General features: G+C 32.2%; 22 protein-coding genes and 1 riboswitch. Of the genes, 10 read left to right on the plus strand and 12 right to left on the minus strand.

Features of this window, described 5'->3' with window-relative positions; translation table 11 throughout:
- Positions 1–61: 61 nt before the first annotated feature.
- Positions 62–1564 carry an FAD/NAD(P)-binding protein gene (locus IDG64_RS05050; protein WP_001261668.1) on the minus strand — a complete coding sequence of 501 codons (1503 nt, stop codon included), beginning with the start codon at positions 1562–1564 and terminating at the stop codon, positions 62–64.
- Positions 1565–2086: 522 nt separating this feature from the next.
- Here IDG64_RS05050 and IDG64_RS05055 point away from each other — a divergent pair.
- Complete coding sequence (locus IDG64_RS05055) at positions 2087–2401, plus strand: ArsR/SmtB family transcription factor (RefSeq protein ID WP_000221177.1); 315 nt, start codon at positions 2087–2089, stop codon at positions 2399–2401.
- Positions 2401–3693, plus strand: coding sequence for an arsenite efflux transporter membrane subunit ArsB (gene arsB / locus IDG64_RS05060; protein WP_000989121.1), 1293 nt, complete (start codon positions 2401–2403; stop codon positions 3691–3693). Before IDG64_RS05055 ends, arsB begins: the two co-directional genes overlap by 1 nt.
- Before the next feature lie 86 nt (positions 3694–3779).
- Here the strand turns inward: arsB and sagB are convergent, their stop codons facing one another.
- Both sagB and IDG64_RS05070 read right to left on the minus strand, forming a co-directional pair.
- Positions 3780–4634 carry a peptidoglycan release complex glucosaminidase SagB gene (gene sagB, locus IDG64_RS05065; RefSeq protein WP_001032833.1) on the minus strand — a complete coding sequence of 285 codons (855 nt, stop codon included), beginning with the start codon at positions 4632–4634 and terminating at the stop codon, positions 3780–3782.
- Between the two features lie 275 nt (positions 4635–4909).
- Positions 4910–5134 carry a hypothetical protein gene (locus tag IDG64_RS05070; protein WP_000384171.1) on the minus strand — a complete coding sequence of 75 codons (225 nt, stop codon included), beginning with the start codon at positions 5132–5134 and terminating at the stop codon, positions 4910–4912.
- A gap of 198 nt (positions 5135–5332) precedes the next feature.
- Between IDG64_RS05070 and sigS the strand changes: the two genes are divergently transcribed.
- Together sigS and IDG64_RS05080 are read left to right on the plus strand one after the other, a co-directional pair.
- Complete coding sequence (gene sigS / locus IDG64_RS05075) at positions 5333–5803, plus strand: RNA polymerase sigma factor SigS (RefSeq protein WP_000671052.1); 471 nt, start codon at positions 5333–5335, stop codon at positions 5801–5803.
- Between the two features lie 112 nt (positions 5804–5915).
- Positions 5916–6359, plus strand: a complete 444-nt coding sequence (locus tag IDG64_RS05080) for a competence protein ComK (protein ID WP_001153742.1) — start codon at positions 5916–5918, stop codon at positions 6357–6359.
- Here IDG64_RS05080 and IDG64_RS05085 read toward each other — a convergent pair.
- A complete protein-coding gene (locus IDG64_RS05085) occupies positions 6346–6789 on the minus strand; it encodes a hypothetical protein (protein ID WP_001030469.1) in 444 nt (147 codons plus the stop codon). The two genes, IDG64_RS05080 and IDG64_RS05085, sit on opposite strands and share 14 nt — an antisense overlap.
- Before the next feature lie 295 nt (positions 6790–7084).
- On the opposite strand from IDG64_RS05085, the gene sdpA reads away from it, so the two are divergent.
- A complete protein-coding gene (gene sdpA / locus IDG64_RS05090; protein ID WP_001168907.1) occupies positions 7085–7720 on the plus strand; it encodes a CPBP family intramembrane glutamic endopeptidase SdpA in 636 nt (211 codons plus the stop codon).
- 440 nt (positions 7721–8160) lie between these two features.
- Here the strand turns inward: sdpA and IDG64_RS05095 are convergent, their stop codons facing one another.
- Positions 8161–8874, minus strand: a complete 714-nt coding sequence (locus IDG64_RS05095; RefSeq protein ID WP_001096493.1) for a transaldolase — start codon at positions 8872–8874, stop codon at positions 8161–8163.
- A 259-nt stretch (positions 8875–9133) separates the two neighbouring features.
- Between IDG64_RS05095 and IDG64_RS05100 the strand changes: the two genes are divergently transcribed.
- The 3 genes from IDG64_RS05100 (at position 9134) to IDG64_RS05110 (ending at position 10407) form a co-directional block, all read left to right on the plus strand.
- Complete coding sequence (locus IDG64_RS05100) at positions 9134–9436, plus strand: hypothetical protein (RefSeq protein WP_000091445.1); 303 nt, start codon at positions 9134–9136, stop codon at positions 9434–9436.
- Positions 9437–9691: 255 nt separating this feature from the next.
- Entirely contained in the window at positions 9692–10057 is a 366-nt protein-coding gene (gene crcB / locus IDG64_RS05105) for a fluoride efflux transporter CrcB (protein ID WP_001200542.1), read from the plus strand.
- Positions 10054–10407, plus strand: a complete 354-nt coding sequence (locus IDG64_RS05110) for a fluoride efflux transporter FluC (protein WP_000623478.1) — start codon at positions 10054–10056, stop codon at positions 10405–10407. The genes crcB and IDG64_RS05110 overlap by 4 nt, the downstream gene beginning before the upstream one ends.
- Before the next feature lie 382 nt (positions 10408–10789).
- Here the strand turns inward: IDG64_RS05110 and IDG64_RS05115 are convergent, their stop codons facing one another.
- From IDG64_RS05115 to metK, 3 genes are all read right to left on the minus strand, one after another.
- Complete coding sequence (locus tag IDG64_RS05115) at positions 10790–11623, minus strand: aldo/keto reductase (protein WP_000453323.1); 834 nt, start codon at positions 11621–11623, stop codon at positions 10790–10792.
- A 211-nt stretch (positions 11624–11834) separates the two neighbouring features.
- Positions 11835–12743: a nuclease-related domain-containing protein gene (locus IDG64_RS05120; RefSeq protein WP_000366163.1), complete on the minus strand. Its 909-nt coding sequence runs from the start codon at positions 12741–12743 to the stop codon at positions 11835–11837.
- 124 nt (positions 12744–12867) lie between these two features.
- Positions 12868–14061, minus strand: a complete 1194-nt coding sequence (gene metK / locus IDG64_RS05125) for a methionine adenosyltransferase (protein ID WP_000933822.1) — start codon at positions 14059–14061, stop codon at positions 12868–12870.
- 105 nt (positions 14062–14166) lie between these two features.
- A riboswitch (SAM riboswitch) is annotated at positions 14167–14278 on the minus strand.
- Between the two features lie 154 nt (positions 14279–14432).
- On the opposite strand from metK, the gene pckA reads away from it, so the two are divergent.
- The gene (pckA, locus tag IDG64_RS05130; protein ID WP_000109906.1) at positions 14433–16025 is read left to right on the plus strand and encodes a phosphoenolpyruvate carboxykinase (ATP); all 1593 of its coding nucleotides are present in this window, start codon (positions 14433–14435) and stop codon (positions 16023–16025) included.
- Between the two features lie 252 nt (positions 16026–16277).
- On the opposite strand, the gene IDG64_RS05135 is transcribed toward pckA, so the two are convergent.
- Together IDG64_RS05135 and ytkD are read right to left on the minus strand one after the other, a co-directional pair.
- Positions 16278–17024, minus strand: a complete 747-nt coding sequence (locus IDG64_RS05135; protein ID WP_016169057.1) for an alpha/beta hydrolase family protein — start codon at positions 17022–17024, stop codon at positions 16278–16280.
- Between the two features lie 4 nt (positions 17025–17028).
- Positions 17029–17502, minus strand: coding sequence for an RNA deprotection pyrophosphohydrolase (ytkD, locus tag IDG64_RS05140; protein ID WP_000672013.1), 474 nt, complete (start codon positions 17500–17502; stop codon positions 17029–17031).
- 65 nt (positions 17503–17567) lie between these two features.
- Here ytkD and yidD point away from each other — a divergent pair, with 65 nt between their 5' ends.
- The gene (gene yidD, locus IDG64_RS05145; RefSeq protein ID WP_000718107.1) at positions 17568–17825 is read left to right on the plus strand and encodes a membrane protein insertion efficiency factor YidD; all 258 of its coding nucleotides are present in this window, start codon (positions 17568–17570) and stop codon (positions 17823–17825) included.
- Here yidD and menC read toward each other — a convergent pair.
- A complete protein-coding gene (gene menC, locus IDG64_RS05150; protein ID WP_000778519.1) occupies positions 17822–18823 on the minus strand; it encodes an o-succinylbenzoate synthase in 1002 nt (333 codons plus the stop codon). The two genes, yidD and menC, sit on opposite strands and share 4 nt — an antisense overlap.
- 4 nt (positions 18824–18827) lie before the next feature.
- Positions 18828–20306: an o-succinylbenzoate--CoA ligase gene (menE, locus tag IDG64_RS05155; protein WP_000348356.1), complete on the minus strand. Its 1479-nt coding sequence runs from the start codon at positions 20304–20306 to the stop codon at positions 18828–18830.
- Positions 20307–20337 lie beyond the last annotated feature (31 nt).

Genomic DNA, 20337 nt, shown 5'->3' on the forward strand with positions numbered 1-20337 from the left:
TAAAATCAAACCTTCAATTCGTCTCTATAGAGCGTTCTCTTTATTATCTTCTAGTTACAAATTATTGATTGTAACTGCGCTGTTGTTGCTCATTCGATTCTAAAGCATCATATAATTGAGATACTGTATGCGCAACTTGTTCTACTATCATTTTCACACCATTTCGTAGTTTATTAACACCGTTTGTCATTTGACCTATCGCAATCATATTTGTTAATGTTCCAAACCTTGGACTAATAACTTGATTGGTTTCCGGTATGATTTGTATGCCTCCCATTGGATGTGCTTGTACAATTTGTCTATTTTCAAGATTTTTAATTAATTGATCATCTTGATCCAATTCATTTAAATGACTTTTTGCACCTGTCGCGTTAATGACAACATTATACATGTCTACTGATTCTTGGTTTTTGTATGAAAAATAATACAACTTGCCATCATGTTTCACATCTTCTAAATCTTTTTTCAAAATTAAAGACTTATTTTCTATTAATTCAATAATTAGTTCAGCAGTTCTTGGAGGCATTGGATTTGAATTTAATTGAATCATCTTTGAGTATTTTTGATTAAATTGATGTTGATCTTCAATACTTAAGCTATTCCATATCCAATTTAAATTCTCTTTCAAATGTTCAATCATACTTTGGAAAATGCCCATTTCTGTTGGACGCGCTAAATCATACTTCAAATCTGCAATATGATTTCCTGTACGTCTATGTACTAATTTTTTAAAATCAATGTCATATTCAGCACATTCTTTTAAAAATAAAGAAACTATAGTATCAAGCGGTGCATTGCCGAAATGATGTTTTTTAATGTCATTTAATTTGTCTTTAGTTAAGTACTTGAATGTCACGTCTATCATTGTACCTCTTACACTTGGTAAATGAGCAGAACGACTCGTCATAGTAATTGGTAATTTCGGATGATGAGCAGCAACATAACGGACAACATCTAAACTGGCAAGGCCTGTACCAATAATCGCAATATCGTCCAGTTCATTTACTTCGTCTAACGTATTATATGTTGGATAAGGCGTAGCGATATATCCTTTTTTACCCTTTAAGTTATATGGATCATGGTAGGCAAATGTACCACATGTTAAAAATACATAATCGTACGCTTGCCATGATTGTTCTGAATTTGTAGTACATATGTAATAAGTTAAATTCGTTTCATCGATATTAGAATTTGTATAAATCTCTTGAACTTTATTATAATTAGTTGATATATTTGGATATTTTTTCGTGAACATAGATAAATAAGATTTCATATAATGTCCGAATACAAATCTCGGTAAATATGCAGGTTCATCAAAATTAAAATCAGTTTGTTGTTTATACCACTTCCAAAATTCAGTCTCATCATCTAAATTTAAACTCATCTTTTTCGAAGGCATATTAATTAGCAGCTCAGAACTATCATTTTGAAATGGTACGCCCTGTCCCATATTTACTTTATCATCGTATAAATCTATATCTAATTGATTAAACTTCGGGTGCTTAACTAACTCTCTCAATACACTTACACCAGCAGTTCCCATGCCTATTATTGCTACACGCATATATCATCCATCCTTTTGTAATTCAAAATATTATATTTAAACTATTACCTATAATTATAGCAATTTGGTATTTCCAATAAAATTTATTAAGGTAAGCTATTATTTCACTTTCACAACCATTAAACCATTTAAAACTTTTCATTTAATATCAACCTTAGTGTTTGTGTTAAAATATTTTTAACGAGGTGAATTAAATTGAAATTTATAGCAAAGATATTAATCTCATTAGTAATTCTATTTATGATTTTTAGTCGTAAAAACAAAGCTTCTTAATCAATACCCTTGATTACAAAATAAATTCAACTAAGGTGATTGGCCATACACTCAAGATATGGCTAATCACCTTTTTCAATGCAAAACAAAGAGTATATTTTGCAAAATCAATATCTATAATTTATCTTTAATACCCTTTTAATACTAAAACCAAATTCAAATTACATAGTCATATCGTGTAATATACCAAAGGAACATAGACATTCATCTATATAGATGATAATCTATTTAACGTCTAGGAGGTATGTTATGACGTATAAAGAACTAGCAACATTTTTAAAAGTTTTATCAGATTCAAGCAGATTAGAAATACTAGATTTACTTTCTTGTGGAGAGTTATGCGCTTGTGATTTGTTAGCACATTTTCAATTCTCTCAACCCACACTTAGCTATCATTTGAAAGCATTAGTAAAAACCAACTTAGTTACGACACGAAAAATCGGAAATAAACATTTATACCAGCTTAATCATAATATTTTTGAGTCCGTAATTAATAACTTGTCTAAGGTTCATACCTCTAACCAACGATGTTTTTGTCATAACCTTAAGACTGGTGAATGCTAATGATGACAACTTTAGCGACACTCATTTTTCTAGTAACTTTATTATTTGTATTATGGCAACCTAAAGGCCTAGATATTGGCATTACCGCATTAACTGGTGCCTTTATTGCTGTTATTACTGGTGTTGTAAGTTTTTCCGATGTTTTCGAAGTAACAGGTATTGTTTGGAATGCTACTTTGACTTTTGTCTCAGTCATTCTTATTTCATTAATATTAGATAAAGTTGGATTATTCGAATGGTCAGCTATTCACATGCTTCATGCTTCAAAAGGAAATGGTTTAAAAATGTTCGTTTATATCATATTATTGGGTGCCATTGTTGCTGCATTTTTCGCAAATGATGGCGCAGCGTTAATCTTAACGCCTATTGTATTAGCGATGGTTAAAAATATAGGTTTTAGTAAGCGGGCCATATTCCCTTTTATTATTGCGAGTGGTTTTATAGCTGACACAACTTCTTTACCTTTGATCGTGAGCAATCTAGTGAATATTATATCTGCTGATTATTTTCATGTAGGATTCGTTCGATATTTTAGTAGAATGATTATACCTAATTTATTCTCGCTTTTAGCAAGTATTATAGTATTGTGGTTATATTTTAGAAAGGCGATACCTAAAACGTTTGATGATAATAATATAAAGCATCCTAAAGATGCCATTAATGATTTAAAGCTATTTAAAATTTCATGGATTGTTCTAGTTATATTACTTTTCGGCTATCTAATCAGTGAATTTACTAAAATTCCGGTATCAATTTTCACTGGAATCATTGCTTTTATTTTTCTAATGTTGGCTCGTAAATCAAATGCTGTAAATATTAAGCAAGTCATTAAGGGCGCACCTTGGAATATAGTATTATTTTCAATTGGTATGTATATCGTCGTATTCGGCTTAAGAAATGCTGGCATTACTTTAATATTGGCTAAAATATTAGAATATATTTCCAATTACGGTCTATTTAGCACCATTTTGGGAATGGGCTTCATTTCAGCGTTTTTATCATCAATAATGAATAATATGCCTACAGTTTTAATAGATGCGATTGCTATTGGTCAATCAAATGTCCATGGCATGTTAAAAGAAGGCCTAATTTATGCGAATGTTATCGGTTCTGATTTAGGTCCAAAAATTACACCGATAGGCTCTTTAGCTACATTACTGTGGTTACACGTCTTAACACAAAAAGATGTTAAGATTTCTTGGGGCACATACTTTAAAACTGGTATCATCATTACAATTCCAGTACTATTTATAACCCTCATAGGGTTGTATCTAACACTTATCATATTTTAAGAAATAAAAAGACGCTTTCTATTTATTGCGATAGAAAGCGTCTTTTTATACTTGAGCAAGTTATATCATAACTTAACTCTATCAAATTACTTATTCAAATGTTTACTGTCATCTTTATACACAAAGTATTTGAAGTATTTTCCTTCAGTCTTCATATTCTTATAAAAGTCAGCGATAATTGTTGCATTACTTTCTGCCCACTTAATATCAGTAGCATATTGATGTTCTCCTGGATTTTTTGGATTCCATCTCATACTATACAATGTATTTTGATCTGTGCTTGATAAGAAGTGCTTATGAATGAAATCAGCACCGCCTGAAATAGCTTTTTCAGGTGTATCCCAACCATGCTTTTTAGCATATTCTGCACCTGTTTTAATTGGGTCTTTATCAAGGGCTCCTACTCCATAGAAATTGTAGTATTTTTTGCCATCAATTTCGACTCCATTAGCTAATTCACTTTTAACTGCGCCAGTTTCTAATAATGCATGTGAAATTAAATAAACTTCGTTAACGTGCTTATCTTTAGCAGCTTTTAAGAAATCATCCGTATGTTTCAATAACGTTGGTCTATCTACTAACATACGTTTAATTCTATTTTTATCAATCCCTTGATACTTTGATAAATCTAAAAATTGATATTTTTGCTTTTCATTATCGATAAAAGTACCGCTATCCATTGCACTTTTAATTTCAGTTGCAGATGCATCTCTCCATGCATCATTCTTTTTATTTGATACCTGTTGACTCGTATAATTATTTATTTGTTTCTTTGCTGCATCGTTTAATGTAACATTTAACTTTTCAATCTTAATGTCGGATTTAACATGTTTGAAAAATATCTGATCGGATATCATTGAGAAAAATAAAAATGAGACAACAGCAAATATGACAACAAGTCCTATTATTCCAAAAATAGAACCTTTCTTGTGTTTATTCATATCCACACCTCTTAGGTCATTGTTGTTATACATTCAGTTTGACTACGATAATAAAGTTTAACATTATTAAAACCGTTTAACAATTTTATCTATGCATTGTTACATATTCATAAATAAACAGTAATGTAAATGAAACGTTTTAAACCATTTATCAACATTACTTTACGTTGATCTACGAATCATAAATGTTTTATCTTTTTGTATAACCTTTGAAAACCTTTATATCAATAATCTTATTATTCACGTATTAAAAAACAAAAAATTCTTTTGTTCGTTTACTTAGTTTCTTTTTTATAATCCATCATAATAAAACTTGCTGCATTTGATCTATTTTTATAATAGTACTGATTTAAATCAATCGTGCCTTCAATTTGACCATCACGATACATCATTTCATTAGTGAAGTTATTTATCATCACGAAATCAGCGCGATCTCTTATAACATCTAAATCGTCGTTTCGTGCAAAAAAATGTTCTAAATTTAAATGTGCGTAATCCATTGTTACCTCCCGATTACAAATTTTGTTCTATCTACTATTTAGCAAAGTAATAATACATCATATCACATTAAATTAATTACTTATGTCTTATATTTAACACTTAATTTAGCGATTACGCAAATGAATGATTTTTCTAAATATTTTATTCTAACTTTATCCGGAAATATTTGTTATACGTATAACTTGGAGAATGACTACTTGAAATTTAATGACGTATACAACAAACACCACAAAATCATACACCATCTTTTAAAAAAATATAATATTAGCTATAATTATGATGAGTATTATCAACTACTCTTGATAAAAATGTGGCAATTGAGTCAGATATATAAACCCTCAAGCAAGCAATCTTTATCCTCTTTTTTATTCACTCGATTAAATTTTTACCTTATCGATTTATTCAGACAACAAAATCAATTAAAAGATGTCATTTTATGTGAGAATAATTCACCAACATTAACTGAACAACCAACATACTTTAATGAACATGACCTTCGTTTACAAGATATCTTCAAGCTTTTAAATCAAAGAGAAAGACTATGGCTCAAACTATACCTTGAAGGATACAAGCAATTTGAAATTGCTGAAATCATGTCATTATCGCTTTCAACGATTAAATTAATTAAGATGTCCGTTAAGCGTAAATGCCAACATAATTTTAATTAGTTTATTGTGAAATTTCGGTCGATGTGTTAATGATGTTGAAACACCCTAACATCTTCATATAAATTTATTTTAACCATTAAATTAACAACTTATTATACGAGGAGTAATATATTTGCAAGACAATTCTACTAAATATCTACTTTATATCCAAACTGCTACTTCAAACCATCTCGAAACAAATTGTGTCTTTTTACATTGCGATTACATTCTTAAAGTTCCAATTAACAAACTCGTTTCATATTATGCGAAATTGCATTTATCATCACAAAGTGTGCTAATTGAGACTGCAAAAAACATACTAAATATTAATAAACTGGTTCCTATTTACATCAACCCAAAAACTATACTTTTTCCGTTAAAACATAAACGTGCACCGATACAAATTTATATCAATGCACATTATATTGTTGGTATGACTGCCATAGAGAATTCAACATTAATACATTTTCAAGAAGGCATTCAGCTAGAAGTTGATGAGCCATTTTCACTAGTTTCAAAAAAATGTCATGAAAGTTTAGCTTTGAAGCACTTCATTGAAAATACTATTTCGAATTAAATTTAATTTCTAAAAGTTTCTTAGTAAAGTATGATGTCACAATTTTTATAAAATATATGCTAACAATCATTAATAAAATCGCTCCAATAATTGTTAAAATAACAACAGTTGTTGATAAATCTACCTTAGGACTAACGAAAAATTGTACGCCAGATAGACTTGTAATTAGCCCAAATAAAAACAAGCCTAATAAAGCAACATAAGCAAACATCATCACTACTAATGTAACAAACATACTATAACTTTTTGTTTCTTTATTTCGAAATACATTTTGTCTTAAGTAAGCATTAGCAAAGGTAACAGGCTTATTTAAGTTAACGCTGTCATCATCAGATATAGAAGACAATCGTTGATCTAATGCTTGTTTCTCCTTCTTGTTCAAAAACCATAATTGCTTTTTAACTTTTTTATCAAATGATGCTTTATTCATAATTAAGGATTTCTCTCCTTTATAATATTGACGTAATTTTAAACATTAGCGTCAATTGAAAGTGTATTTTATATATTTTACAGAAATATATGTATCAAATCTACAAAAATCCATATTACAATTTCATTTATGGTGATTTGACGCTAAAATACAGTCTGCTAATTTTCCAAACTAATGCTTTTTAGGTAGGTACAATGATAAATTTTAATCGTATATATGTTTCATATATAATGAATCTATCCTTAAACATATTGCATTCAAAATAATTTTAAAAAATGAAAAGAAAGGATTTAGCATGCAAAAATTCAAAGACTTTTTTTACGATGATTTATCGGTTACACGAGGAAATTATTTTTTAACTTTAATGGCAGCATTTTTTATTACTATCATTTTATTTATCGGCATAGTTGTCAGTGAAGTACATTTACTTTATAGCATGCTAATTGTATTAGTAGGTTTAATTCTATTGAGGCTATTCAAAATCAATTTATTCTCTTTTAAAAAATTAACATTGTCTCAAGTTATTTATATTATAGGCGGTGCACTATTAATTTATGGGTTAGATAATCTTTATTTATATTTTCATGACGTACCGGCAAATGAACAACAATTAGAGCAAGAAATACGAAATACACCATTCTATATTTCTATTTTCACTGTTACCATCATCCCCGCTATTGTGGAAGAAATTGTTTTTCGCGGTATGATAATAAGGGTTATCTTCAGAAAACACTTGTTTTTAGGGTTAATTGTGTCTAGTTTAGTTTTTGCATCATTACACGAATCTGACACTTGGATTGGTTATTTACCTTACTTATATTCTGGTTTGATTTTTGGTATAATTTATATAAAAACAAAACGATTAGAAGTGGTAATATTCATGCACTTCTTAAATAACTTGTTAGCTCTGCTCTTTATAATATGGGGATAATTTTGAGATAACCTTTCATATTATTTTCAAATTATCTATCTGATATTTATTTTATTGAACTTGAGTCACCACTTAAACTCAAAAATACGTGTCATCAAGTGCAAAATAATTTAGAACTAATACAAACATAAAAACTTTTGCTTTACGCTTAAAATCAAAAGTCACATACCTAGATATAAGTACAACTTGTATATTTTGTACTCTAATAGGTATGTGGCTTAAATAATATTTAATTCTTAAGTTGCATATAGTAATTGTTTTTATTCATTTTCTAAAATATGCGAGACTAATTTCCTTTTCTACTCCTGTTGAATCAATTTAGACTTTTTTATAACTCGAGCTTTTACTTAGCTGAATTTTGACTTCTTCTTCATTAATAACTATTATGGAAAAACCCCCCATAAGCACAATGCCTATGAGGGTTTAAATATATTTATATATTATAGAATAGAAAGACCTGAAGATTGAATATCTTTCGCAAAGCCTTTAACTGTATCTACTGATAATTCGTTAATATCGCGACCTAAGTTTGCATTCACTTTTTTCACAACATCTGCAGGGCATGTAATAATATCTGCACCAATTTCATCAGCTTGAATCACATTGAATAATTCGCGGCAACTTGCCCATAATAATTTAACGCCGTCTTTACTATGCGTAACTTTTACAGCCTCTTTCATTAATGGTAATGGATCTACGCCTGTATCTGCAATACGTCCTGCAAATACTGAAACATATGTTGGCACACCTTCAGTTACTGCTTCAGTTATTTCTTTAACTTGTTCAATTGTGTAAACAGCCGTAACGTTTAATCTCACATTGTCAGCTGAAAGCTTTTTAATTAAAGGAATCGTTGATTCACCTTTTGTATTTACAATAGGAATTTTAACAAATACATTTTCGCCATATTGTTTTAGAATTGCTGCTTCTTTTTCCATAGTTTCTAAATCGTCTGCAAATACTTCAAATGAAATTGAAGCATCTGGAATTTCTTTCACAGCTTCTTCAGCAAAAGCTTTGTAATCTGTTACGCCCGCTTTCGCCATTAAACTAGGATTTGTTGTAAAACCATCCACTTGTTTGTTTTTATAAGCTGCTTTCATTTCTTCAATATCTGCACCGTCCGCAAATACTTCTACATTTAGTTTAGCCATATAATATAGCCTCCTTGATTCTTATTAAAATTTTAACAACATCTGCATGTCTTTTTCTTACAACCATTTGTAAAAAATGATTTTTATTTCTTTGTTATATAAAACATTTATATCACGCTTTTATAATATATAGCTAATTTTTTGCCTATATTTTTAAAAAATGACTTTAGTAAACATTGTGTCTACAAGTTAATAAAACTATTGTTTTATGATTGTTTATGATACGATATGTAAATGATAACCATCCAGGAGGTCTAGCATGTCTCGTTCAAAAAAATACTTTTACTTATCTAGCTTAATGATTATTTTAAGCTTTTTCTTTAATACAAATAACGTTTTCCTAAGTGGACTTTTTAATTCTTTTATTAAATTAATACTTTTCTGCAGTGTTATTAACTCAATTGTACTAATTTTGTCTATAATTTTTGCAGATCGTTCAATTAAATCACTAAAGCCTGATGCAGATTGGATTAGAATTGCGAGTAAAAGTTTGCCTTGGATTATTCTAATTGTTATTTTAGTACATATCTTTTCAATTGTTCGTACATTCGGTTTTATTTAAAAAAGATAAAATGTCAATGTAGCCTTAATACAAAACAATACAATGTATCATGCTATAATGAGTAAAACAATTTGATGACGTTGTTGCGTATAAAAAATATTAGATTTTCGAAATCATAACTATACATCTAATCGCTATAGTTATACAACAAGATATAACATATAATGAGGTTTGATAATGCATCGACAATTTTTGTCGTCGCGTTGCCAAAACCTCTTTTTTAAATTCAAACTACTTCTTTTCGAGGTGAACCAAATGCAATATGTATATATTTTTATCGGTGGTGCTTTAGGCGCTTTATTACGTTACCTCATTTCTTTTCTGAATACTGACGGAGGTTTTCCAATCGGAACACTGATAGCCAATTTGACTGGTGCCTTTGTAATGGGATTGCTAACAGCCTTAACAATTGCATTTTTTTCAAACCATCCGACGCTAAAAAAAGCTATTACGACTGGTTTTCTTGGTGCTTTAACGACTTTTTCAACATTTCAATTAGAATTAATACATATGTTTGATCATCAACAATTTATAACTTTACTACTATATGCTGTAACAAGTTATGTCTTTGGTATTTTGTTATGTTACGTCGGTATAAAACTAGGTGGTGGTTTATCATGATATCAATCATTTTAGTCATGATTGGCGGCGGTTTCGGTGCAATTACTAGAAGTGCCATTACTGATTATTTTAATCATAAATTTACTTCAAAGTTACCTATCGCAACATTGATAGTAAATCTAGTTGGTAGTTTTTTAATTGGATTAACTATAGGCTTATCAATTTCAATCTCATGGTTCCCTGCGTTCTTTGTTACCGGTTTTTTAGGTGGCTTAACAACTTTCTCAACGTTAGCCAAGGAACTTACACTAATGATGACGCCAAAATTTAATATTAACCTTTTTCTCAATTATTCACTTTTACAATTCATCATTGGATTTATAGCTTGTTATATTGGCTATCATATTTAAAAATAAAATGCTTCATTCAGCAAATAGGTAAATTACGACACCTTCCTGAACGAAGCATTTTTTAATTTTCATGCAAATTTTTTAGCACCATAAAATGCCTACCAAATTTCAATAATCTTTGTTACCGTTTAAATAATGTGAATGTCAATAAATTCTCCAAACTAGTCGAAAATAAAGGGAGTGGGACAGAAATGATATTTTCTCAAAATTTATTTCGTCGTCCCACCCCGGCAAGGTTGACTAGAATTGAAAAAAGCTTGTTACAAGCGCATTTTCGTTCAGTCAACTACTGCCAATATAACTTCGTAGAGCATAGAACATTGATTTATGTCCCAGCCTGTGACAATCCATCTAACCTTTTCATCAGTTGAGTGATTTTAATCTATCCTTCAAAAGTTTTTGGATCAGGTCCAATTCTCTTATCTTGATTTAAACCATCAATTCGCGTCATTTGTTCATCTGATAATTCGAAATCAAATATTTGGAAGTTTTCAGAGATTCTGTTTGGTGTTACCGATTTAGGGATTGTAACCACACCATGCTGCACATTCCATCTTAAAACAACTTGGGCAGGTGACTTTCCTAATTCTTGAGCAATGTCTTTAATTGTCTCATCATTTAAAATTTGTGCATTCATCAATGGTGACCAAGATTCCATCACGATATGTTGTGCTGCCAAATATAATTTCAATTTATGTTGCGTTAAATATGGATGATATTCAACTTGATTAATTACAGGTTTAATTGACACTTGTGCCAACAAAGCTTCCAAATGTTCAGGTTCAAAATTGCTGACACCTATATTTTTAACTTTATTATTTTTATATAAATCTTCCATACCTTTCCATGTATCAACCATTACGGCTTCGTTCGTACCTGGCCAATGTACTAGATACAAATCTAAGTATTTTAAACCTAATCTAGATAAACTAGCTTCGTAAGCAACTGCTACATTTTCACGACCGAAATCCTCAAAATATAATTTTGAAGTAATAAATAAGTCTTCTCTAGCAATACCAGTTGACTCCAATCCGGCACGAATGCCAGCACCTACTTGTTCTTCATTCCCATAAACTTTTGCGGTATCAATACTACGATATCCTTGTTCAATGGCATACTTAACACTTTCCATGCAATTTTCATCATTTTCCACACGAAATGTCCCTAAACCAATTTGTGGCATCGTGTTTCCATTATAAAATGTTTTAACCTCCATAAATATCGCCTCACCTTTTTGATGTATTATACCCTGTTATCATAACAAATCTGAGTTGAATACATGAGAAAAAACACTTAGAGAAATCAACCACTAAAATTCTAGTAATATCTCTCAAACATTAATCAAAATGTAAAAGCAATTCTGTTTAAATTATGACAAACTAAAAAAGCCGAAGTCACAACATATAGTCATCACTTCAGCCTAACATTTAGTTGAATGATTCAATTTTATCCATCATTTGTTGTAAGTCTTCCACGTTGTATTGAATACGACCATGGAATACAAATTTGTTAAAGAACTCGTCTAATTGTTCAGCACCGACAAGCACTTTGACAGCACTATTTTGATTATAATTTGAAATCGTTACATCGCCTTCATTTTTAGGATTAAAGTATAAAATTGAAGTTGGCGTATATTTGGCACCTAATTCTTTTTGTAAGTCTTCAGCCAATTGTTTAATCGCCTCAATTTGATCTGAATAATTTACAAAAGATAATGAACGTTTGTCATCATTTTGATCCATCACAATAGTTTGTGGTCTAGATTTATCTAAATCCAATGTATCAAATACTTGTTCCATTGGTGGTAAATCTTTAAATTGACCGCCACTAATACCATTATAAACATGACCTTTTAACAATTGAGAATCAATAATATAAAGACCAGTTCTTGTTAATACTAAATGACTAATTCGTTCAATATTATTAAAGCCATCCTTTGGTAAAAAGATATTTGCCATAATGTGCATATCTTCTGGTCGAATTCGTTTTTCTTTAACTAATCTTTCACGAATACCAATTAATCTCATGTCCGTTACATATTCACTATGATTTTTCGAGAACAATTTTAATGCGTCAATCTCACGATCTTTTGTACTAACCATGTGATTATAATCTTCTTGTTGTTTTGTAATTGTCTTTTTATTTTGAATACGCTCTTTCTCTAAAGCTTCTTCATGAGACTTTTTAATGTTTTGTTCTTGTTGTTCATACTTTTCTTCTGTTTGTCGCTTAACTTTTTTCTTACTACCTAAGGCAACTAAGAAAAGGACAAAAAAGATTAATGCAATGACTACTGCAATAATGAGTCCAATGACTACCGGTGAAGATAAATCCATCACAACAACGCTCCTTTTTAATATATGAATAACTTTAATTATAATAGAAAAGCTAAAGATTTTCGATACATATTATCATTTATATATCGAAAATCTTTTATTTAGCTATATTCAATTCATCTTATTATTTTACTGCGTCTTTTAATTCTTCCACTTTGTCTAATTTTTCCCATGGGAATAAGACATCTGTACGTCCAAAATGACCATAAGCAGCAGTTTGTTTGTAAATTGGTTGTTTCAAATCAAGCATTTTAATAATACCAGCAGGTCTTAGGTCAAAGTGTTTTCTAACTGCTTCAACAAGTTGCCCTTCAGAAACTTTACCTGTTCCAAATGTATCAATTGCAATTGACACTGGTTCTGCAACACCAATCGCATATGCCAATTGTACTTCACATTGATCTGCTAAACCTGCTGCAACAATATTTTTAGCCACATAACGTGCAGCGTATGCAGCTGAACGGTCTACTTTTGTAGGATCCTTACCACTGAAGCATCCGCCACCATGACGTGCATAGCCACCGTACGTATCAACAATGATTTTACGTCCTGTTAATCCTGCATCACCTTGAGGTCCACCGATTACAAAGCGTCCTGTAGGATTGATGTAGAATTTAGTTTGTTCATTAATCAAGTTTTCTGGAACAGTTGGATAAATGACATGTGCTTTAATGTCTTCTTGAATTTGTTCAAGTGTCACATCCTCAGCATGTTGTGTTGATACGACAATCGTATCAATACGTACTGGGTTATCATTTTCATCATATTCAACAGTGACCTGAACTTTACCGTCTGGTCGTAAATAATTTAACGTACCATCTTTACGCACATCTGATAAACGTTTTGCCAATTGATGTGATAAATAAATTGCTAGAGGCATATATGTCTCTGTTTCATTCGTTGCGTAACCAAACATTAAACCTTGGTCACCTGCACCTGTTGCTTCAATTTCTTCTTCGCTATCTTTATCACGATACTCTAATGCTTTATCCACGCCTTGTGCAATGTCAGGTGATTGTTCATCAATCGCAGTTAAAATTGCCATTGTTTCATAATCATAACCATATTTTGCTCTTGTGTATCCAATTTCTTTAATTGTTTCTCTAACAACTTTCGGAATATCAACATATGTTGTTGTAGAAATTTCGCCGGCGATCAATGCCATACCTGTTGTAACAGTTGTTTCACAAGCTACACGTGCATTTGGGTCGTCTTTTAAAATAGCATCTAATATTGCATCTGACACTTGGTCAGCGATTTTATCTGGGTGTCCTTCTGTAACAGACTCTGAAGTAAATAATCGTTTGTTATTTAACATAGTTTGCTCCTTTAAATTTATATTACGAAAATTCTCTCTCTGTGAGCTAAATAAAAAAGACCTTCTAACTATTAATATAGAGAGAAGGCCTAATACGTCCATTCGCTCTTATCGTTCAGACCTATTTGTCTGCAAACGGTTTGGCACCTTTCTTTTATAAAAAAAGAGGTTGCTGGGTTTCATTGGGTCCATGTCCCTCCACCACTCAGGATAAGAGAATCCGTTAAAAATAATAGTACCTAATTAATGAATTAATGTCAATTTTTCACAAATAAATTTACAGTAAAATATTGTAGATTAATTATGTTAATGTGTTATACTAATTAAATGTAAAGGCTTACATTTAAATTATCGCTTTGGAGGGATTTAGGATGTCAGTAGACACATACACTGAAACAACTAAAATTGACAAATTACTGAAAAAACCAACGTCACATTTTCAACTTTCGACGACACAACTTTATAATAAAATCTTAGACAATAACGAAGGGGTATTAACAGAACTTGGTGCTGTTAATGCAAGTACTGGAAAATATACTGGTCGTTCGCCTAAAGACAAATTTTTTGTCTCTGAACCTTCATATAGAGATAACATTGATTGGGGAGAAATTAATCAACCTATCGATGAAGAAACTTTCTTGAAGTTATACCATAAAGTACTAGACTATTTAGATAAAAAAGATGAACTATACGTATTTAAAGGCTACGCTGGTAGCGATAAAGATACAATGTTAAAACTTACAGTCATCAATGAATTAGCATGGCATAATTTATTTGCTAAAAATATGTTTATTAGACCTGAATCAAAAGAAGAAGCTACAAAGATTAAACCTAACTTCACTATCGTTTCTGCACCACATTTTAAAGCAGATCCAGAAGTTGATGGTACTAAATCTGAAACCTTTGTCATTATTTCATTTAAACACAAAGTCATTTTAATCGGCGGTACTGAATACGCTGGTGAAATGAAAAAAGGTATCTTCTCTGTAATGAATTATCTCTTACCGATGCAAGATATTATGAGCATGCATTGCTCAGCAAACGTTGGTGAAAAAGGCGATGTTGCATTATTCTTTGGTCTATCTGGCACTGGTAAAACAACCTTATCGGCTGACCCACACCGTAAACTAATCGGTGATGATGAACACGGATGGAATAAAAACGGGGTCTTTAATATCGAAGGTGGCTGCTATGCAAAAGCAATTAATCTTTCCAAAGAAAAAGAACCACAGATTTTTGACGCAATCAAATATGGTGCAATTTTAGAGAACACTGTAGTTGCAGAAGATGGTTCAGTGGACTTTGAAGACAATCGTTATACAGAAAACACGCGTGCCGCTTATCCAATTAATCACATTGACAATATTGTAGTACCATCAAAAGCAGCACATCCAAATACAATTATTTTCTTAACTGCGGATGCATTTGGTGTTATTCCACCGATTTCAAAGTTAAATAAAGACCAAGCAATGTATCATTTCTTGAGTGGTTTCACTTCTAAATTAGCTGGTACAGAGCGTGGTGTGACAGAACCTGAACCATCATTCTCAACATGTTTCGGAGCACCGTTCTTCCCGTTACACCCTACTGTTTACGCTGATCTATTAGGTGAACTTATCGATTTACATGATGTTGATGTTTATCTTGTTAATACTGGATGGACTGGCGGAAAATATGGTGTAGGACGTAGAATCAGCTTACATTACACACGTCAAATGGTAAACCAAGCGATTTCTGGCAAATTGAAAAATGCAGAATATACAAAAGATAGTACGTTTGGTTTAAGCATTCCTGTAGAAATTGAAGATGTACCGAAAACAATTTTAAATCCAATTAATGCTTGGAGCGACAAAGAGAAATATAAAGCACAAGCAGAAGATTTAATTCAACGTTTTGAAAAGAACTTCGAAAAATTTGGTGAAAAAGTTGAACATATTGCTGAAAAAGGTAGCTTCAACAAATAAATTTGAATACTAATTAAAGAGCCAACCGTTGTTATAGTCTAACAATGGTTGGCTCCTCTTATTTTATGTGCTAAAAATTTATAGGCAATTTTATTACAACAATGTACATTTAAGGTGACCTTCATGCCAAAATCGCATCACTCATTTAATGGAAGCAGCACGTCTTCATATAAAGTACCGATCCCTAATTCAACGCATGTAGTACCACATCTTCAAAGCTTGATAGTTCCCATGCGCACACCACGTTTCATACTAGCTATGCAACTCTACTTGGTTCATAAACTCTTTAATATAAGTCAATGTTTCAACCATCGCTGGTGGTCTTGGCACATGTCCTTCTGCCATTTGATAAAATGTTTCATGCGTGGCACCTTTTAACTCTAGTTGGTCCGCTAAATAATACGCATGATGAATACCAACTTGCTGGTCTTTCCCTCCATGTACAATTAATATTGGCGGACTGTTTTCATTAATGTTTGGAATCGCTTGGCGTGCCTCATATGCCGCTCGATCTTTTTTCGGATGACCAATCATTCTTCGTAGCATGCCTCTTAAATCGACACGTTCTTCATACATTAAATCAATATCTGAGACACCACCCCAGATTGTATAACTTGTTACTGGTAAGTCTTGAAATGTCAACAATCCTTGTAAACCACCTCGCGAAAAACCAACCATGTGGATAAATGCATGTGGATATTTATCATGTAGCAATCTTAATAGTTGCGTCACATCATTTAAATCGCCACGATAAAATTCGTCTTTACCTTCACTCCCATTGTTACCTCGGTAGTATGGCCCAATCACTAAAGTTTGACTATCTGAAAATTGCATTAATCTACCTGCGCGCACACGTCCTACTTGACCTTTGCCACCTCGCAAATATACTACAATGCGATTTACTTCATGATGTGGTGTCATCATTAAAGCTTTTACTTGTAAGTCATCTGACAAATATGTAATTTCTTCGAATTGATGCGTAAAAGATTCAATTGGCATTCGTTTACGTTTGATAAAATCCAAGTGATTGCACCCTCTCTACGCATTTTAAAATGGTACTATCTTGCAGTAAGAAACTCCGTTGTGCGAGTTCAATATCATTGATACAGTTAAACAACACTGGCCCTGCTGTTTCTAAATAATCGTTCTTGCTTACCAATGATTCAACTTCGATAAAATATACATCTTTTACAAAATCAGTTTGATCATGTGTTTCAATGGTATATTGTGCTATGTAATGAATATTTTTAACTTTGGCGCCTGTTTCTTCATATAATTCACGTGTAACTGCTTCAGCACTACTTTCCCCGCGTTCCCTTTTACCACCAGGAAATTCAATCCCCCGTAAATTATGTTTGGTAAAAAGCAATTGATTTTTAAACGTTGGAATAGCTAGCACATGATTGCCATCTGCTATCTCATTATCCTTTTTAAATGTCAAATTAACTTGACGATTATCTTTATCCCTAAACTTCACGCGCATCACATCCCTACATTGTATGTTAATATAATAGTTAATTACTATCGTTGGAGGCATTAATTATGAAAAAGATATTCTTGGCGATGATTCATTTTTATCAACGTTTCATTTCGCCACTCACTCCACCAACTTGTCGTTTTTATCCAACATGTTCAGAGTACACTAGAGAAGCGATTCAATACCACGGTGCTTTCAAAGGCCTTTATTTAGGCATCCGTCGTATTTTAAAATGTCATCCGCTTCATAAAGGTGGCTTTGACCCTGTTCCGTTAAAAAAAGACAAGTCAGCAAGCAAGCATTCACATAAACATAACCATTAATATGGTTGTAATTGAGTTATATCCACTAAAGGGGGGCGAAATTCGAGTCGCCCCTCTTTTAATATGCCTGAATGCGCCACCACATCTTGATCAAAATAATAACCTGCTGGTGTAACATCTCCTGGATAATCACCTTTACGAGCAAGCATCGCTGTAAAATAACGGCTTAAACCATATTCGTACATGCCGCCAATAACCACTTTTACACCATGACTTTTCAAAGTATCAATTGCCGTTTGCACTTTATCAATGCCACCTAGACGAAATGGTTTTAATACAACAACTTTCACATTGTATAATTCTATCAAATTAATTATGTCCAACAACGATGTTGCCTTTTCATCAAGGGCTATTGGAGGTATTGTTCCATCCACTACGTCATCAAGCATGGAGATATCTTTAAATGGCTCTTCGATATAAAGAACCTGTTCACGCGCTAATAACTGTAACTGTGTGAAATCTTGACGATCCAAGGACTCATTTGCATCTATAACCAATTGAAAGTGAAAGTCTAATTCCCGTAACACTCTAATTTGATGCATGATTTGAGGCGTCCATTTTAATTTAATTCTGGTCGGCTTTGTTGCTTTCAATGACTCTAGTTGTTTATTTGATAAGCCGCTCGCTGTCGCTCCATATGCTACTGAAAATGAAGGCAGTACATGAAACATTTGATACAATGCCATGACAATAGTTGCCCTTGCAGCAGGCGTATTTTCCAATGAATCTACTAATTTTAGTGCTGCTTCATACGTTTCAAATGATTTATTTCTATTATCTTCGAACCATTGCTCAATTACATGTTTCACTGAAGCAATTGTTTCATGATCATACCAATCTGTTTGAAAAGCGTTACATTCCCCGAAATATGCATTTCCTTTATCATCAATCAATTCGATAAACAAACAATCACGATGTGTTAAAGTGACTTTCGGTGTTACAATTTGTGACTTAAATGGCTCACTATATTTATAAAAATGCAAAGCTGTCAACTTCATCAAATCATCCTCTATACAACTTATTTCTTTGTAATTTACCTGTTGATGTATAAGGTAAAGTATCAACCTTTTCAAAGTGTTTCGGTACTTTATATTTCGCTAAATGTTGTGATAAATATGCAATCAATTGTGCCTTTGAAATGTCACTTTCACTGACAAAATATAATTTAGGCACTTGTCCCCAAGTATCATCAGGATGCCCTACACATACTGCGTCACTGATACCTGGAAATTGCTTCGCTACCGTTTCAATTTGATATGGATAAATATTTTCACCGCCACTAATAATTAAATCTTTACGTCGGTCATAAATCATGACATAACCTTCATGATCTATTTCAGCAATGTCACCCGTATTAAAATAACCATTTTCAAACGTACCCGTTAAATCTGTTGGATACAAATATCCATTCATCACATTGGCACCTTTAATCATTAATTCTCCATGACCTTCTTTATTAGGATTTTTAATTTTAACGTCTACATTGGCACTTGGCATCCCTACAGTGTCAGGACGTGCATGCAACATTTCCGGTGTTGCTGTTAAAAATTGTGAACATGTCTCAGTCATACCAAATGAATTATAAATTGGCAGGTTATATTGTAATGCCGTCTCTATCAAAGTGGCAGATAATTTAGCACCGCCAAGTAATATTTTTTGCAAATTATAAGGTTCATGTAAACCTTGTTGCATAAGCCAATTTAAAGTTTGTGGCACAAGCGAAATGTGCGTGATGCGTTCATTTTTAATTATCGTTAAAATTTGTTCGGCATTGAATTTATCAACAATGCGCACAGTAAACCCTTCAATAACAGCTCTTAAAAGTACACTGAGACCCGAAATATGATAAATCGGCAAGACAGATAGCCAATTAGTATCACGATCAAATCCCAAGCTCTCTTTACATCCGATTGCACTGGCATAATGATTACGAAACGTTTGCGGCACCGCTTTTTGAGGGCCAGTTGTCCCTGATGTAAACATAATCGATGCAATGTCATCTAAATTAAATGAAGTATTTAATATGTTGGACGGCGACTCTTTCGGCACCACAGTTTCATTCGATGTATCATATTGGATATCCATTGTGTTGTCCAACAAACCGTTCATTGTAATATCCGTTCCAGCGAATTCAATATCATCCAGCGATACAATTTGAAACCCTCGCAATTCCAGTGGCAAGGTACAAAAAATCAATTGTACATCGATTGACCTCATCTGATTCTTCATCTCATTAGGTGTCAACCTTGTATTAATCATCGCAATTTCAATATTTGCCAACCAACAAGCATGTATTAAAATGATCGATTGAATCGAATTATCTATGTATAGCCCGACACGAGATTGTTGATAAGCCTTGAGTCTTTTAGCCAATAGACTCGCTTCACAGTATAAATTTTGATAAGTATAAGATTCTTGACCGTCTGTTATCGCAATATGATGTCCATTTTGTTGTGCTTGTTTATATAACCAAAAGTCCATACGCTATTCCTCCAAATTCATCTACCTTATA

It is taken from the genome of Staphylococcus sp. EG-SA-15, from assembly GCF_017151895.1.
Lineage (GTDB): Bacteria > Bacillota > Bacilli > Staphylococcales > Staphylococcaceae > Staphylococcus > Staphylococcus aureus.